This window comes from Micromonospora pallida (assembly GCF_900090325.1).
Lineage (GTDB): Bacteria > Actinomycetota > Actinomycetes > Mycobacteriales > Micromonosporaceae > Micromonospora > Micromonospora pallida.
Window position 1 is genome coordinate 3,041,729 of record NZ_FMHW01000002.1, and the last position, 15,476, is coordinate 3,057,204.

At 71.3% G+C, this 15,476-nt stretch carries 11 protein-coding genes and 2 pseudogenes; 2 read left to right on the plus strand and 11 right to left on the minus strand.

Annotated elements, in window-relative coordinates; genetic code table 11:
• The first annotated feature begins 78 nt into the window (after nt 1-78).
• Nucleotides 79-834, plus strand: a complete 756-nt coding sequence (locus GA0074692_RS12195; RefSeq protein WP_091643556.1) for a GntR family transcriptional regulator — start codon at nt 79-81, stop codon at nt 832-834.
• 135 nt (nt 835-969) lie between these two features.
• Here GA0074692_RS12195 and GA0074692_RS12200 read toward each other — a convergent pair whose 3' ends face one another.
• From GA0074692_RS12200 to rhaI, 8 genes and pseudogenes are all read right to left on the minus strand, one after another.
• Nucleotides 970-2,022, minus strand: a complete 1,053-nt coding sequence (locus tag GA0074692_RS12200) for an asparaginase (protein ID WP_281198923.1) — start codon at nt 2,020-2,022, stop codon at nt 970-972.
• A 110-nt stretch (nt 2,023-2,132) separates the two neighbouring features.
• Nucleotides 2,133-2,735 (minus strand): LutC/YkgG family protein, encoded by a 603-nt coding sequence (locus GA0074692_RS12205; RefSeq protein ID WP_091653343.1) that lies wholly within the window; start codon nt 2,733-2,735, stop codon nt 2,133-2,135.
• Nucleotides 2,732-4,141 (minus strand): lactate utilization protein B, encoded by a 1,410-nt coding sequence (locus GA0074692_RS12210; protein ID WP_091653341.1) that lies wholly within the window; start codon nt 4,139-4,141, stop codon nt 2,732-2,734. The genes GA0074692_RS12205 and GA0074692_RS12210 overlap by 4 nt, the downstream gene beginning before the upstream one ends.
• 128 nt (nt 4,142-4,269) lie before the next feature.
• Nucleotides 4,270-4,994, minus strand: a pseudogene (locus GA0074692_RS12215) ((Fe-S)-binding protein); the annotation flags it as partial.
• Between the two features lie 2 nt (nt 4,995-4,996).
• Nucleotides 4,997-6,430 (minus strand): rhamnulokinase, encoded by a 1,434-nt coding sequence (locus GA0074692_RS12220; RefSeq protein ID WP_245730279.1) that lies wholly within the window; start codon nt 6,428-6,430, stop codon nt 4,997-4,999.
• Nucleotides 6,431-6,499: 69 nt separating this feature from the next.
• Entirely contained in the window at nt 6,500-8,077 is a 1,578-nt protein-coding gene (gene rhaD / locus GA0074692_RS12225; RefSeq protein WP_245730280.1) for a bifunctional rhamnulose-1-phosphate aldolase/short-chain dehydrogenase, read from the minus strand.
• Nucleotides 8,011-8,532, minus strand: a pseudogene (locus tag GA0074692_RS35980) (class II aldolase/adducin family protein); the annotation flags it as partial. The gene rhaD and the pseudogene GA0074692_RS35980, both read right to left, overlap by 67 nt.
• A 72-nt stretch (nt 8,533-8,604) precedes the next feature.
• Nucleotides 8,605-9,783: an L-rhamnose isomerase gene (rhaI, locus tag GA0074692_RS12230; protein ID WP_091643561.1), complete on the minus strand. Its 1,179-nt coding sequence runs from the start codon at nt 9,781-9,783 to the stop codon at nt 8,605-8,607.
• A gap of 363 nt (nt 9,784-10,146) precedes the next feature.
• Between rhaI and GA0074692_RS12235 the strand changes: the two genes are divergently transcribed.
• The gene (locus tag GA0074692_RS12235; RefSeq protein WP_091643564.1) at nt 10,147-11,169 is read left to right on the plus strand and encodes a LacI family DNA-binding transcriptional regulator; all 1,023 of its coding nucleotides are present in this window, start codon (nt 10,147-10,149) and stop codon (nt 11,167-11,169) included.
• Nucleotides 11,170-11,248: 79 nt separating this feature from the next.
• On the opposite strand, the gene GA0074692_RS12240 is transcribed toward GA0074692_RS12235, so the two are convergent.
• The 3 genes from GA0074692_RS12240 to GA0074692_RS12250 form a co-directional block, all read right to left on the minus strand.
• Complete coding sequence (locus GA0074692_RS12240) at nt 11,249-13,036, minus strand: exo-alpha-sialidase (RefSeq protein WP_091643567.1); 1,788 nt, start codon at nt 13,034-13,036, stop codon at nt 11,249-11,251.
• 174 nt (nt 13,037-13,210) lie between these two features.
• Nucleotides 13,211-14,083 (minus strand): dihydrodipicolinate synthase family protein, encoded by an 873-nt coding sequence (locus GA0074692_RS12245; protein ID WP_091643570.1) that lies wholly within the window; start codon nt 14,081-14,083, stop codon nt 13,211-13,213.
• A 90-nt stretch (nt 14,084-14,173) separates the two neighbouring features.
• Nucleotides 14,174-15,442 carry an ABC transporter substrate-binding protein gene (locus GA0074692_RS12250; protein ID WP_091643579.1) on the minus strand — a complete coding sequence of 423 codons (1,269 nt, stop codon included), beginning with the start codon at nt 15,440-15,442 and terminating at the stop codon, nt 14,174-14,176.
• Nucleotides 15,443-15,476 lie beyond the last annotated feature (34 nt).

Genomic DNA, 15,476 nt, shown 5'->3' on the forward strand with positions numbered 1-15,476 from the left:
CTCGCGGCGTCATGCCGTGACACGTGTCCGTCCATTGGATACGGTCGTCGTGTTACATATCTAGAGGGGGATTCGGTAATGGCCGACCGGGACGCGAAACCCAGCACGCGGCGCAGGGAGCCCGCGTACGCGCGGATCGAGCGGCACCTGTGGGAGCTCCTCGACAGCGGCGCCGGGATCAACGAGGCGATGCCCAGCGAGGTCGATCTCTCGCGTGAGTTCGGCGTCAGCATCATGACGGTCCGCCAGGCGTACAACGCGCTGGTGAACGCCGGTGCGGTGACGAGAAAGCCGTTCCGCGGCACCTGGGCCGTCACCCACATCACCGACGACCTCGGCCAACTGACCGGGCGTCCCTACACCGAAACCTGGCAGGCCGACGAGATAACGTCCGAGGTGCTGACGTTCGACCAGCGCGAGACGCCCGAGCACATCGCGAAGCGTTTCGGCGTGGCGCCGGGCACGGTCATGACCTATCTGGAGCGGCTGCGGCGCGCGGATGGCCAGCCGGTCGCCTGGGACGGGCGATGGATGCCGGCCGAACTGTTCGAGCGCACCACGCGCGAGGACTTTGAGAAGGCGCCGGTGTTCACCGTCCTGGCCCGGGCCGGCGTCCGGGTGACGATCATGCAGTCGGACATCAACGCGCGGTTGGCCGACCCGACGCACGCGATCATCCTCGAGATCGAAAGAGGCGAACCACTGCTGGTACGCCAGTCGATCGCCATGGACACCGAGCCGAAGGTGCGGCTGGTCAGCACGTCGCTCTACCCGGCCCGCCGATACACGTTCCGGAGCGTGACCCCCGTCGTGGAGGGGGTCGTCAACTTCTGACGGCGTCCCGTCGTCCGTCCGTGGGCTGTGCCGGTACCGCTGCTGCCGGCACAGCCCGGGCGGGCCGTGGCGGGACCACCGGCAGGCCAGCAACGCGATCTGCCGGGTCGACCGCGGGCTCGGATCGCCCGGACCTCACGGCAGGGTCGGTGTGGGCCAGGGCCACGAGGAAGGTTCACCGAGGCCACCGGCAACGGAGAACGCAGTGGCGATGTCCGTTGGCTTGGCCTGGGCCGCGAGGAGCGCGCGGAGCAGGATGCGGGCCTTGTAGGGGTGCAGCCAGCCGGCCGGAATGAGCCCGCGGGTCAGGAGGTCACGCTCGGACCCGGGAAAGCCGTAGGTGCGGGTGAGCGTCGGACCGGCCGGGGTCCGGGAGGCCAGGACGACGGGGATCCGTCCGGCGAGGGCGGTGAGGGTGTCGACGAGGGGTTCGGGTACGTGACCGACCCCGAAGCCGCCGACGACGAGGCCGTCGCAGTGCAGACCCATGGCGTCGAGCAGGCTCGGATCGTCGTCGAGGGTGACCGGGTAGAGACCGACGTTGACGCGCGTACCGGGATGCGGGGCGGGGATGGCGAGCCGGTGTGGCACGCGGGTCAGCAGCCGCACGGCACCCTCGAGGACGTAGCCGATCGGGCCGGTGTCCAGCGAGCGGAACGTGGCGCCGCTGGTGGAGTGGGTCTTCGCGACCCAGCGGGCAGAATGGACCTCGTCGGCGAAGACGACGAGACAGCCCTGGTCCCGAGCGGCCGGGGAGGCCGCGACCTGGATGGCGGCGAGCAGGTTGGCGGGGCCGTCGGCGCCGGCCATCGTGGGGTTACGCATCGCGCCGGTGACGACCAGGGGTTCGGGTCGGTGGTGGAGCAGGTCGAGCAGGTACGCCGTCTCCTCGATCGTGTCGGTGCCCTGGGTGACGACCACCCCGCTCGCGCCCGCGGCGAGTTCGCGGGTCGCCGCGGTGGCGAGCGCGACGACGTCGGCGAACGTGAGGGACGCCCCGGGACGGCGGCGGAAGTCCACCACCTCGATCTCGATGCCAGCCGAGGCCAGTCCCGGTACGGCGTCGAGCAGGTCGCGCGCGGACAGGGTGGGACTGACGCCTTCGCCGGTGCCGCTGGTCATGGCGATCGTGCCACCGAGACCGAACACCACCACCCTCGGCGTGGCGATTGTCGGGGTCGACGACACGGCAGGTCCTTCCGGCGGTCGTGGCGCATCAGTGCTGCGCAGAAGCCTATTACGGCAGGGTGTCGGTGAAGCGGCACGGCCGGCGTGATCGTCACTCCCGCCGGCCGGACTCACGTCGTGATCACCACGTGCAGGTTGCGCGGCCCGTGCACGCCCTCGACCCGGTTGAGTTCGATGTCGCTGGTGGCCGACGGGCCACTGATCCAGGTCAGTGGCCGGTGCGGATCGACGCGGGCGATGGCGTCCGGCACGGTGGCGACCACCTGGTCGGCCCGCAGCACGCACAGGTGCACGTCGGGCAGCAGCGTGACGATACGGCGGCCCTGGTCCGGGCTCCCGTCGAGCACGATGGTGCCGGTCTCGGCGACGGCCAGCGCCGCCGCGGTGACGACGCCGTTCGAGGCGGCGATCTCCTCCGTGCTGAGGTCGTCGTCCACCACCTGGACGACGCTGTCCGGCAGCCAGCGCCGGGGCAGGCCCGGCGGCACCACGACCCGCCCGCCCCCGAGCACCTCGTCGACGACCCGGGCGACGTCGGCGTCGGCGCACTGGTGCACGGTGGCCCGGTAGTCGGTGAGGCGGTCCACGAGCACGTCGAGGTCGACCGGGACGGAGCCGGCGGGCCGGTAGTCCCGAGGCACCTCGGCCGGTGTCGGCCGTGGCTCACCGAGCGCGGCCCGGAGGCGGCCGAGGACGAGTTCCCGGGTGCTCATCGCGCCGCCCACCACTGGCGGAAGGTCTGCGGCGGGGTGGCCGGGATGTCCCGGCTCGCCGTCCAGCCGTTCAGGGGCGGTGGCAGGCCACCGCCGCGCGGGCCGGCGAGCCGGCTCAGCTTCGCGGCACGTTGCGCGGCGGCGTACAGGCGGGGGTGGTCCAGGGTGTACGCGGCGGCGGCCATCGCGATCGCCTCGCTGCGTGGGTGGGGGGCCTCGGCACGGAGGTGGACCAGCAGCTCCGGAATGTTGATCTTCACGGGACAGGCGTCGTAGCAGGCGCCGCAGAGCGACGACGCGTACGGCAGGGAGGCGTTGTCCGCCACCCCGGTGAGCTGTGGGGAGAGCACCGCGCCGATCGGTCCGGGGTAGACCGAACCGTAGGCGTGCCCGCCGGTGCGTTCGTAGACCGGGCAGACGTTGAGGCAGGCCGAGCAGCGGATGCAGTGCAGCGCCTGCCGGCCGACGTCGTCGGCCAGGACCGCGCTGCGGCCGTTGTCCAGCAGCACCAGGTGCACCTGCTGCGGCCCGTCACCGGGAGTGACCCCGGTCCACATCGAGGTGTAGGGGTTCATCCGTTCCCCGGTAGAGGCCCGGGGCAGCAGTTGCAGGAACACGGCCAGGTCGTCCCAGGTCGGGACGACCTTCTCGATGCCCATCACGGTGATCAGGGTCTGCGGCAGGGTCAGGCACATCCGCCCGTTTCCCTCGGACTCCACGACGGCGAGGGTGCCGGTCTCGGCCACGGCGAAGTTCGCCCCGGAGACCGCGACCTTCGTACTGAGGAAGGTCCGCCGCAGGTGTTGCCGGGCCGCTGCGGCGAGGGCCACCGGCTCGTCCGTCAGCCCGGGGTCGACGCCAGGCATCTCGCGCAGGAAGATCTCCCGGATCTCGGCCCGGTTGCGGTGGATGGCCGGCACCAGGATGTGACTCGGCTTGTCCCTGCCCAGCTGGACGATCAGCTCCGCCAGGTCGGTCTCGACCGGTTCGATCCCGGCCGCCTCGAGGGCCTCGTTCAGGCCGATCTCCTGGGTGGCCATCGACTTGACCTTCATCACCCGGTCCGCGCCGGCGGCCCGGACGAGGTCGGTGACGATCCGGTTCGCCTCCACCGCGTCGGCCGCCCAGTGCACCGTGCCGCCCGCGGCGGTCACCGCCGCCTCCAACTGCTCCAGCAGCTCCGGCAGGCGGGCCATGGTGTCGGCCTTGATCGCCGAGCCGGCGGCGCGCAGTTCCTGCCAGTCCGGCACCTCGCCGATCACCGCGCCGGACTTGGCCCGGATCGTCGTGGTCGCGTGGCCCAGGTTGCGGCGCAGTTGCGCGTCACCGAGGGCCCGGCGGGCCGCCGCGGGAAAGGACTCGTCGCCGCGCAGATGCCCGACCCCGCGCGGTGCGGTGGCGGGCATGCCGAGGAACGTCCGGGTCACGGCCGCACCCCCGGTCGCCCGCGCTCGCCGCCGGTCTCGCCGGGTTCTCCACCCGTCTCGCCGGGTTCGCCGCCGGTCTCGGCGGGTGCGCTGCTGGTCTCGCCGGGTTCGGTCGAGGCCAGGATCTCCGCCAGGTGCACCGTCCGCACCCCGGCCCGCAGCCGGGACAACCCGCCGCCGATGTGCATCAGACACGAGGAGTCCCCGGCCGTACAGACGTCGGCCCCCGTCGCCAACACGTTGCGCATCTTGTCCGCCAGCATCGCCGTCGACGTGTCCGCGTTCTTCACCGCGAACGTCCCCCGAACCCGCAGCACTGCTCGGCCTGCGGCAACTCCACCAGATCCAGGCCCCGCACCGCGCGCAGCAGCCGCAACGGCTTGTCCTCCACCCGGATCATCCGCAGCGAATGACACGTCGGGTGGTACGTCACCCGGTGCGGGTAGTACGCCCCCACGTCCGTCACCCCCAACACGTCCACCAGAAACTCCGACAGCTCGAACGTACGCCGGGCCACCTCCTCCGCCCGCCAGGCCAGCCGCTCGTCCCCCGCCCGGCGCGCCAGCATCGCGTGCTGATGCCGCACCGACCCCACACACGAGCCCGACGGAGCCACCACCACGTCGTACGGCGCGAAGACCCGCACATGCCGGCGGACCAGCCGCACCGCGTCGTCCGGGTAGCCGGTGTTGACGTGCATCTGGCCGCAGCAAGTCTGGTCCGGCGGGAACACCACCTCGTGGCCGAGGCGCTCCAGCAGCCGAACCGTCGACTTCGCCGCCTCAGGGAACAGCGTGTCGGCGAGGCAGGTGACGAACAGAGCGATGCGCATCCTCAGCCGCCCATCCGGTCCTCGGCGGCGCGCCACGCCGCCTCGTGGCCGCGCGGCTCGTACCGCACGATGTGCTGGGTCTGGCGCAGCACGGCGCGCAGGGCGGTCAGGTCACCGTCGAGGATACCGGCCGCGCGGGCCTGCACCAGGATGTTGCCGAAGGCGGTGGCCTCGACGGGTCCGGCGAGCACCGGTAGTCCGCAGGCGTCGGCGGTGAGCTGGCACAGCAGTTCGTTGCGGGCGCCGCCACCGACGACGTGCAGGACGTCGACGTGCCGTCCGGAGAGCTGCTGCGCCTGACGGACGGCGCGGCGGTGCGCCAGGGCCAGGCTGTCGACGATGCAGCGGACGGTGGCGGCCGGGCTGGCGGGTACCGGCTCACCGGCGCGCCGGCAGGCGTCCGCGATGCGCGCCGGCATGTCGCCGGGCGGCAGGAACGCCGGGTCGTCCGGGTCCACGACCGACCGGAAGGCCGGCTCCCGGGCCGCCCGGAGCAGCAGGTCGGGCAGGTCGGTCGCGCCCCAGGTCCGCAGCGACTCCTGCAGCAGCCACAGGCCCATCACGTTACGCAGGTAGCGAATGGTGCCGTCCACACCGGACTCGTTGGTGAAGTTGGCCCGTCGGCTCGCCTCGGTGAGCACCGGGGCGTCGAGCTCGAGCCCCACCAGCGACCACGTGCCGCAGGAGATGTAGGCGAAGTTCTCCCCCGCCGCCGGCACGCCCACCACCGCCGACGCGGTGTCGTGCGAGCCCACCGCCACCACGTCCGGCTCGCCGGGCAGCGCCAGGTCGGCCAGGACCGGCCCGATCCGGCTGCCCGGCTCGCGTAGCGGCGGGAACAGGTCGCTGCGGATGCCCGCGTCGGTCATCAGGTCGACGGCCCAGGCGCGGCGGCGGACGTCGTACAGCTGGGTGGTGGAGGCGTTGGTGATCTCGGCGCCGAGCTCCCCGGTGAGCCAGTACGCGATCAGGTCCGGGATCAGCAGCAGCCGGTCGGCGGCGTCCAGCTGTGGCGTGCCGACCGCCGCGACGAGCTGGTAGACGGTGTTGAACGGCAGTTGCTGCAGCCCGGTGGTGGTGTAGAGCCGCTCCTCCCCCAGTTGCTTCGCGACCCGCTCGGCCACCCCGTCGGTGCGGGCGTCGCGGTAGTGCACCGGGTTGCCGAGCAGCGCGCCGGACGCGTCGAGCAGCCCGTAGTCGACCGCCCAGGAGTCGATCCCGATGCTGGTCACCGGGCCGGCGGCGCGCAGGCCGTCGAGGACGCCACGCCACAGGCCGAGGACGTCCCAGTGCAGCCTGCCCCCGGCGCGCACCGGTTCGTTGGGGAACCGGTGCGCCTCGGTCAGCGTCAACCGGCCAGCTTCGACGCGACCGAGCATGACGCGGCCGCTGGACGCGCCCAGGTCGACGGCGGCGAGGTGGGCGACGCCGTTCACCGCAGGTCCTCCTCGTCGAGCACCGGATCTTCCACGATCACTGTCGCCCCCATCGCGCGCCAGCCGGGATCAGCGGAGGAAGGCCGCGGCGACGCCGGCGTCGACGGGGACGTGCAGACCGGTCGTGTGCGACAGGTCGCCGGCGGTGAGTACGAAGACCGCGTTGGCGACGTGCTCGGGCAGCACCTCCCGCTTGAGCAGGGTGCGTTGGGCGTAGAACTCGCCTAGCTTCTCCTCCGGCACCCCGTAGACGGCGGCGCGCTGGGCGCCCCAGCCAGCGGCGAAGATGCCGGAGCCGCGCACCACCCCGTCGGGGTTGATGCCGTTGACCCGGATGCCGTGGCCGCCGAGTTCGGCGGCGAGCAGGCGAACCTGGTGGGCCTGGTCGGCCTTGGCCGCACCGTACGCGACGTTGTTCGGGCCGGCGAAGAGCGAGTTCTTGCTGGAGATGTAGACGATGTCGCCGCCCATCCCCTGGTCGATGAGGACCCGGGCGGCCTCGCGGGAGACCAGGAAGGAGCCCTTGGCCATCACGTCGTGCTGGATGTCCCAGTCCGCCTCGGTCGTCTCCAGCAGCGACTTCGACAGTGACAGCCCGGCGTTGTTGACCACCAGGTCCAGGCCACCGTAGGCGAGCACCGCCGCGCGGACCGCCGCGGCCACCGTCTCGGCGTCGGTGACGTCCACCGGTACGGCGGCCGCGACGTCCGGGCCGCCCAGCTCGGCGGCCACCCGTTCGGCGGCGGCGGTGTCCCGGTCGGCGACGACGACGCAGGCGCCCTCGGCGGCGAGCCGGTGGGCGATGGCCCGGCCGATGCCGGAGCCGGCGCCGGTGACCAGGGCGATCCGGGTGGCCAGCGGCTTCGGCTTGGGCATCCGGGCGAGCTTGGCCTCCTCGAGGGCCCAGTACTCGATGCGGAATTTCTCGGCCTCGTCGATCGGCGCGTACCGGGACACCGACTCGGCGCCGCGCATGACGTTGATGGCGTTGACGTAGAACTCACCGGCGACCCGGGCGGTCTGCTTGTTGGCCCCGTAGCTGAACATGCCCACGCCGGGGACGAGGACGATGGCCGGGTCGGCGCCGCGCATCGCCGGGCTGTCGTCGGTGGCGTGCCGTTCGTAGTAGGCGCGGTAGTCGTCGCGGTAGGCGGCGTGCAGTTCCCGAAGCCGGGCGATGGTCTCCTCGATCGGTGCGGTGGGTGGCAGGTCGAGCACCAGCGGGCGGACCTTGGTGCGCAGGAAGTGGTCCGGGCAGGAGGTGCCGAGCGCGGCGAGCGCCGGGTGCCGCTCGCGGGCGACGAAGTCGAGCACCACGTCGGTGTCGGTGAAGTGCCCGACCTGCGGCCGGTCGGCCGAGGCCAGGCCCCGGATCACCGGCGCCAGCGCCGCGGCGCGGGCGCGCCGCTCGACCGCCGGCAGCGGCTCGTAGCCGGGGACGACCGGGCCGAACGGCTCGCTTCGGCCGTGCTGGTCGAGGTACGCCTGCGCGGTGCGAATGATCTCCAGCGAGTTGCGTTCGCACTCCTCGCTGCTGGCCCCCAGGCGGTGATGCCGTGTCCACCGAGGATGACGCCGATGGCCTGCGGGTTGGCCTGCGCGACGGCGGCGATGTCGAGGCCGAGCTGGAAGCCGGGCCGCCGCCACGGCACCCAGAGCACCCGGTCGCCGAAGATCTCCTTGGTCAACTCGGGCCCGTCGGCGGCGGTGGCGATGGCGATACCGGCGTCGGGGTGCAGGTGGTCGACGTGTGCGGCGTCGACCAGGCCGTGCATGGCGGTGTCGATCGACGGGGCCGCGCCGCCCCGCCCGTGCAGGCAGTAGTCGAACGCGGCGACCATCTCGTCCTCGCGGTCGACACCGGGGTAGACGTCGACGAGTGCGCGGAGCCGGTCGAGCCGGAGCACGGCCAGGCCGGCCTCGGTGAGCGTGCCGAGGTCGCCGCCGGAGCCCTTGACCCAGAGCAGTTCGACGGGGCCACCGGTCACCGGGTCGACGCCGTCGCCCTTGGCGGAGGTGTTGCCGCCGGCGTAGTTGGTCGTGGTCGGGTCGGCGCCGAGCCGGTTGCTGCGCGCGATCAGCGCCTGTACCTGGGAATGCATTGTCCTCACGTCTCCTGTGTGCGTTCTCGGTGACTGCGCCGGCTGGGGTGCGGGTCGTCGGGCGGGTGGGCGTCAGGCGCCCCAGCCGGCCTGCTGTCCGCCGGCGCGCTCGGCCCGGATGCGCTCGAAGTAGCCGGAGCGGGCGTAGGCGGCCATCGGGTCCGGGTCCAGGCCCAGGTCGGCGCGGAGTTCGGCAAGCAGCGGCCGCACGTCGGTGTGGTACGCGTCCATCAGCACCGCGTTGGCGCCGAGTACGTCACCCGCCTGCTGCGCGGCGGCGAGCGCGTCGGCGTCGACGAGCAGTGCCTTGGCGGTGGCCTCCTGCACGTTCAGCACCGAACGGATGATCGCCGGGATCTTCGCCTCGATGTTGTGGCACTGGTCGAGCATGAAGGCGATACCGGCCTCCGGGCGCAGGGCGTCGCCGCGCACGATCTCGTACATGATGCGGAACAGCTGGAACGGATCGGCCGACCCGACCATGAGGTCGTCGTCGGCGTAGAACCGGGAGTTGAAGTCGAACGCGCCGAGCTTCCCGACGCGCAGCAGGAACGCCACGATGAACTCGATGTTGGTGCCGGGCGCGTGGTGTCCGGTGTCGATGACGACCTGCGCCTTCGGCCCGAGTTCCAGGCAGTGCGCGTACGCGGTGCCCCAGTCCGGCACGTCGGTGGTGTAGAAGGCCGGCTCGAACAGCTTGTACTCCAGCAGCATCCGCTGGTGGTCGCCGAGCCGGTCGTACGTCTCCCGCAGCGCGACGGCGAGCCGGTCCTGGCGGGTGCGGATGTCGTCCTGCCCGGGGTAGTTGGTGCCGTCGGAGAACCAGAGCTTCAGGTCGCGGGAGCCGGTGCGGTCCATGATGTCGACGCATTCGAGCAGGTGGTCGATGGCCTTACGCCGGACCGCCGGGTCCGGGTTGGTGACGCTGCCCAGCCGGTAGTCGTTGTCCTGGAAGACGTTGGCGTTGATCGCGCCGAGGGCGACGCCCTGGTCGGCCGCGTACCTGGCCAGGGCGGCGTAGTCGTCGACCCGGTCCCACGGGATGTGCAGGGCGACGGTCGGCGCGACCCCGGTGAGCCGGTGCACCACGGCCGCGTCGGCGATCTTCTCGTACGGGTCGCGCGGCACGCCCTCCTGTGGAAAGACCTTGAACCGGGTGCCGGAGTTCGCGTACGCCCAGGAGGGGGTCTCGATGCGCTGCGCGCGCAAGGCCTGTGCCACCCGGTCGCGGTTCGCGTCGCTCTGCGTCATGGTGCTTCTCCCGTCGGGGCGCCGAGGTGTGCCTCGATGTTGACGACGAACGGGGTCGCCTCCGCCTGCCGGCGGGCGCCCGCTCGTCCGGGGGCTCATCCGACCCCTTTATGAATCGTTTCAAGAGGCTCGGGTTGAGACTGTAGGGGTGGCTTCGGGAGGCGTCAAGGGCCCTGAAGGCATTCCCTCCTCGGGTTCGGACGACTCCTGCGCAACCTCGCCACCGCACCCCGCAGCCGGGCCCGACCACCGGACACACTCGGCGAAGAAACAGCGCCATGAAACGTTTTAAGGCGTTGTAGACTCCCCCGGCGGGGGCGGGCGGTACGCCCGGGACGTGCGCACGATCGGGCGAGGGGAGCGATGGCGGCGGCAAGCATCAAGGAGGTGGCCCGGCACGCCGGAGTGTCCCTGGGCACGGTGAGCAACGTGCTCAACCGGCCCAACAGCGTCACTCCCGCCACTCGGCAGCGCGTCCTCGACGCCATCGCCGAGCTCGGCTACGTACGCAACGACTCCGCACGACAGCTTCGCGCCGGTCAGAGCCGCACCGTCGCCATCGTCGTCCTCGACGTGGCGAACCCCTTCTTCACCGACGTGGTCCGCGGCGCGGAGCAGGTGGTCGAGGAGGCGGGAGCCATGCTCGTCGTGTGCAACAGCGGCGAGGACAGCGCCCGGGAACGCCGGCACCTCGAACTGCTCGAGGAGCAGCGGGTCCGGGGTGTGCTCATCACGCCGGTCGGCCACGGTCGCCAGCCCGACCTCGACCGGCTGCACCAGCGGGGCATCCCGGTGGTGCTCGTCGACCGGGGATCCGGCCGCGCCAGCCGGTGCTCCGTCGCGGTGGACGACGTGATGGGCGGCCGGCTCGCCATGGAGCACCTGCTGGACCAGGGTCACCGCCGTATCGCGTACCTGGGCGGTCCGTTCTCCATGCAGCAGGTGGCCGACCGGCACGCCGGTGCCGCAGCAGCGCTGGCGGAACGCGACAGCGCTACCGAACTACGGGTGGCGGCCACGGCCAGCCTCACCGTGACCGCCGGCCGACGTGCCGCCGAGGAGCTGGTCACCCTGCCCGCCCGGCAGCGCCCGACCGCCCTCTTCTGCGCCAACGACCTGATCGCGCTCGGTGTGCTGCAGGAGCTGACCGCTCGAGGGCTGCGGGTACCGGACGACGTGGCGATCGTCGGCTACGACGACATCGAGTTCGCCGGGGCGGCCGCGGTCCCGCTGTCGTCGGTCCGCCAACCCCGGGAGCAACTGGGGCGCACGGCGGCCCAACTGCTGCTCGAGGAGGCTGCGGCCGGCGAAAGGCACCGGCACCGGCACGTGGTGTTCCAACCGGAACTCGTCGTCCGTCGCTCGAGCGAACAGTCCCCGCACTGAGCCCTGCGCCGCCTCCCGGCCTCAGTCGACGCAAGCGACCCGGCCGTGTCCCGGAGACCCGGGACACGGCCGGCGCCGCTCAGCGGTCCACGGTCACCGTGATCGGTTTGCTCACGGTGGTGCCGGCGGCATTGCTGAACTCGACGACGTACGTGTGGTCGCCGGACGCGCGTCCAGTCACGGCCATCGCCGCCGTCTGCGCCTGCGGGGTGTTCGCGGTGAGCGCGCCCTCGGCCACGACGGCGCCGTTCTCCAGGAAACGGTACGACGTGGCGTTCGTGCCCCACCACAGGTTCGCGGTGACGCGGTACGTGCCGTCGCGGTCGGTGTTGTCGTGGCTGAGCACCGGTGTGGCGGGCGCGGCCTGCGTGACCTTCACCGTCAGCGGACGCGTCGCGGTGATCCCCTTGGAGTTGACGAGTTCGGCGGTGTAGACGTAGGTCCCGTTGGGCCGGCCGGTCACCGGAATCGCGATGGACTGCGGACCGACACCGCGGTACGCCAGCGCACGGGACGCCACCAGCTTGCCGTTCTCGTACAGCCGCACGGAGCTGGCGTTCTGACCCCACCAGAGGTTCATGGTGACGGTGTAGTCGCCGTCCTGGAGACCGGTGTCCCGGCCGTTGTCATGCGACAGCACACCCTGGCCGGGGACGGTGGCCGCGTCGTCGCGCAGCGAGATGTCGGCGACCGGCAGGCGGCTGATCTGCACGTCCTCCTTGTTGGTGGCGTAGGCGACGTAGAGGTGGTCCTTCCACACAATGCTCTTCGGGTAGCTGTAACCGAGGTTCTTGTACAGACCCACGTAGCGGAGCGGCTGGAGGTCCTCGGCGGTGCGCAGGTTGTAGGCCACGTCGAAGGTCACCCCGTCGGCGCTCACCAGCACCGACAGCGGGTAGCGGTTGCGGGTCCCGGTCGGGTTGCCGACCAGGTACGCGGTGCCGTCGGGCAGGTTGCCCGCGCTCTGCTTGGTGCGGCCGTCCGGCACGTTGGTGACGACCGAGTCCGACCAGGTCTCGCCGTTGTCGGTGCTCACCGCGGCGAGCTTGCGGAAGGTGTTGCCGCCCTGGTCACGGAACACCATCACGATCGACCCGTCGGCACGCTGGTACCAGCTCGGTTCGAGTTCGCGGCTCATGCCGGAGTTGTTCGGCTGGTTGGTGAACTGGCCCTGCTTCCACCCGGAGACGCCGAGCGGGTCGTCGGTGTAGTAGGGCTTGACGAACAGCCCCGGCTGCACGTGGAAGGCGGTCAGGATCCGCCCGTCGGGCAGGGCCTTGACATCCTGCTCGATGATGCCGTCGACGGGCTGACCGTCGGCGCCCAGCACCCGCTTCGGGCTGCTCCAGCGCACACCGTCGGTGCTGGTCACGTACTCGGTGTAGCCGCCTCGCGGGGTGAGGGCGCTCGGCCACACGTTGAGGTACGCCACCAGGGTCTCGCCGTCGGTCCACCAGCCGCCGCTGGAGGTGTACCCGTCGGTGCGGGGCGCGGTGAGCGGGGCCGACGCCGACCAGTTCGTCCCGTCCTCGCTGGTCGCGTAGACGACGATCGTGTCGGGCGCGTCCTCGTCCTTCGCGGAGCTCTGCCACTGCGCGTACAGGCGGTTCTTGAACGGCATGAGTACGACGCCGTGGTTGAACTTCAGGTCGTCGTCGCCCGGGGCGGCGACCGTGATCGTCTCGGCGTTCGCAGCCCGCGGCAGGCCGACGGCAACGGGGTCGGTGGTGTCGACGAGTCCGGCGATCACCTGCAGCGGCGGTTCGGTGGCGGCGAACGACGGGGCGGGAACCGCAGCCGTCGCGAGGACGGCCAGCGCGGTCAGGGTGGCGGTACGTAGCGAGGTTCGTAAGGCGGTAGGGGCCATCGTGGTCTCCGATTACCTCAGGGGGAACCGGCGGCGTCGGCCTGGGGGGACCGACAGCCGGCCTGGTCTGGTGTGCTCAGCGGCGTCGGCCCGGAGGGACCGACAGCCGGCCTGGTCTGGTGTGCTCAGCGGCGTCGGCCCGGAGGGACCGACAGCCGGCCTGGTCTGGTGTGCTCAGTGGAACTGGGGCAGGGCCCGGGCGAGGCGTTGCAACTCCTCCGGGCCCGGTTCCGGGATCGGCATGCGGGACCGGCCGACCGGTCGGCCGGCGAGACGGTGCACGGCACGCATCCGCGTCGGCTCGCCGCAGATCGCGGCGACGGCCTCGTCGACGTCGTTCTGCAGGTTCGCGACCGCCTCGGTGTCCGCGCGTTGCAGCGCGGCCCGCATCTCGACGAAGGGTTTGGCGAACGCGGACGCCACACCCGAGATGACCCCGTCGGCGCCCGCGGCGATCGCCGCGGCGAACTCGCGGTCGCTGCCGGTGTAGATGCGGAACCCCTCGGGCAGCCGCGCCCGGTACAGCGGGATCCGGTCGAGCGGCTCGCCGCTGACCTTCACCCCGACGACGTTCGGCAGTTGTGCGAGCCGGACGAGCAGTTCCACGTCCACCCGCACGCCGGTGCGGGCCTCGAACAGATAGAGATGGACGTCGAGCCCGTCGGCCTCGGCGGTCGCGTCACGGAAGAACGCGAACACCTCGTCCGGCGGTGCGGGCAGATAGAAGGGGGTCAGGATCGCGATCTCGCGGGCACCGGAGGCCCGTGCGCCCTCGATGAGCTGCGACACCTCGTACCGGCTGGCCGCCCCGACGTGGACGATCACGCGAATGCCGTGCAGGACCTGCACGGCGAGCGCCGCGACGGCGTTGCGCTCGGGGATCGACAGGGCCGGAAACTCGCCGGTCGTGCCGAGGACGAGCGCTCCCTGGACTCCTGACCCCGCGACATACCGCAGGATCTCGCGGGTTCCGTCGAGGTCCAGGGCACCGTCGTCGGTGAACGACACGGGTACCGCGGTGATGATCTCGTGAGACGGTGTACGCATCTGCTCTCTCGATGGTGTCGGGCCGCAGGGATGGCCGGGTGCGGGCGGAACAATCCGTCCCGCACCCGGGTCGGACGATGGCGGCGCGGGTTACGCGCCGAAGGCCTCGTCCATCGACTTCAACACCTGCTCGCCTGTCGCCTGTCCGGAGAACATCTGCTGGACGCCCTTGAGGTGGGCCGCCTGGACCTTGGCGTTCGGCCAGCTCTGGTCCGGGAACGGGGCGGTGTTCCCGGCCTCGATGATGTCGATCGCCGCCTGGTTGACCGGGTTCGCGGTGACCGTGGCGCCCTTGACGGCGGGGATGCCCGGCGCCGCGTCGAACCAGGCCTTGGTGCCCTCGGCCGAGGCGAGCCAGTCGACGAACTCGAGTCCGTTCTTCTTGTTCTTCGCGCCGTCGTTGACGGCGAAGCTCACGCCGATGCCCCGGGGGATGGGGTTCTTGCTGGCGTCGTCGTCGCCCGGCAGCGGGAAGAAGCCGAACTCGGTGCCGGCCGGCGCGGTGGAGGTGATCTGCGGGAACGACGCGAGCACCTGGACGACACCGACGGCGGTGCCGGTGTTGACGAGGTTGTACGAGGCCGTGACGTCGGTGCCCAGCGGCTGGTCGTTGAAGCAGCCGGCCTCGTTCATCTCGAGGTACTTGTCGAACGCTTCCGTCCAGCCCGATCCGGCGAACGTCGCCTTGTCGGACGCCAACTGGTCGTTGAAGTCGGGAGCCTTGGCGTAGACGGTCGAGGCGACGAGCGCGTAGGGAATCAGCTGGGCCACCCAGTCGGTCTGGATACCCAACGCGAAGGCGACCTTGCCCTTCGCCTTCACGTCCTTGCAGTACTGGAGCATTTCGGTGTACGTCGTCGGCGCCTTCAGACCGAGACCCTCGAGCGTCTTGACGTTGTAGATGGTGCCGACGGCGTCGAGTTTCGACGGCAGGCCGTACGTCTTGTCCTTTACCTTGAGTGTCTCGGCAGTGCCCGGCTCGACGTCGCCGACCCACGACCGGTCCGAGAGGTCGGCCAGGTAGCCGGCCTTCTGCAGGACGTTGATGGCGCCGGGGTTGCCGCTACCGGCCCAGACCGTGAACACGTCGGGGGCGGTACCCGACGACAACTGGGTACGCAGTGTGGTCTGGTACTGCGCGGTGTCGGCGACGGTGAGGTTGATGTCGAGGCCGGTCTTCTTCTTGTACGCCTCGATCACCGCCTCCATCGCCGTCTTGTTGTTCGAGGTGGTGGCGATCGTGAGCGCTTTGGTCTCTTCGGTCGCGGAGGTGGACGACGAGTCGGACTGGCCGCACGCGCCGAGCGCGATGGCCGCCCCGACGACGCCGACGGCGGCGACGGATTTCCGGTAGTTCATCTTTGTTCACTCCGTTGCAGGAAGGGGACGGGGC

Coding starts and splice junctions, on each gene's coding strand:
- GA0074692_RS12195 (WP_091643556.1), top strand. CDS start 79: ATGGCCGACCGGGACGCGAAACCCAGCACGCGGCGCAGGGAGCCCGCG.
- GA0074692_RS12205 (WP_091653343.1), bottom strand. CDS start 2,735: ATGAGCACCCGGGAACTCGTCCTCGGCCGCCTCCGGGCCGCGCTCGGT.
- GA0074692_RS12210 (WP_091653341.1), bottom strand. CDS start 4,141: ATGCCCGCCACCGCACCGCGCGGGGTCGGGCATCTGCGCGGCGACGAG.
- rhaI (WP_091643561.1), bottom strand. CDS start 9,783: ATGACGCAGAGCGACGCGAACCGCGACCGGGTGGCACAGGCCTTGCGC.
- GA0074692_RS12235 (WP_091643564.1), top strand. CDS start 10,147: ATGGCGGCGGCAAGCATCAAGGAGGTGGCCCGGCACGCCGGAGTGTCC.
- GA0074692_RS12240 (WP_091643567.1), bottom strand. CDS start 13,036: ATGGCCCCTACCGCCTTACGAACCTCGCTACGTACCGCCACCCTGACC.
- GA0074692_RS12245 (WP_091643570.1), bottom strand. CDS start 14,083: ATGCGTACACCGTCTCACGAGATCATCACCGCGGTACCCGTGTCGTTC.
- GA0074692_RS12250 (WP_091643579.1), bottom strand. CDS start 15,442: ATGAACTACCGGAAATCCGTCGCCGCCGTCGGCGTCGTCGGGGCGGCC.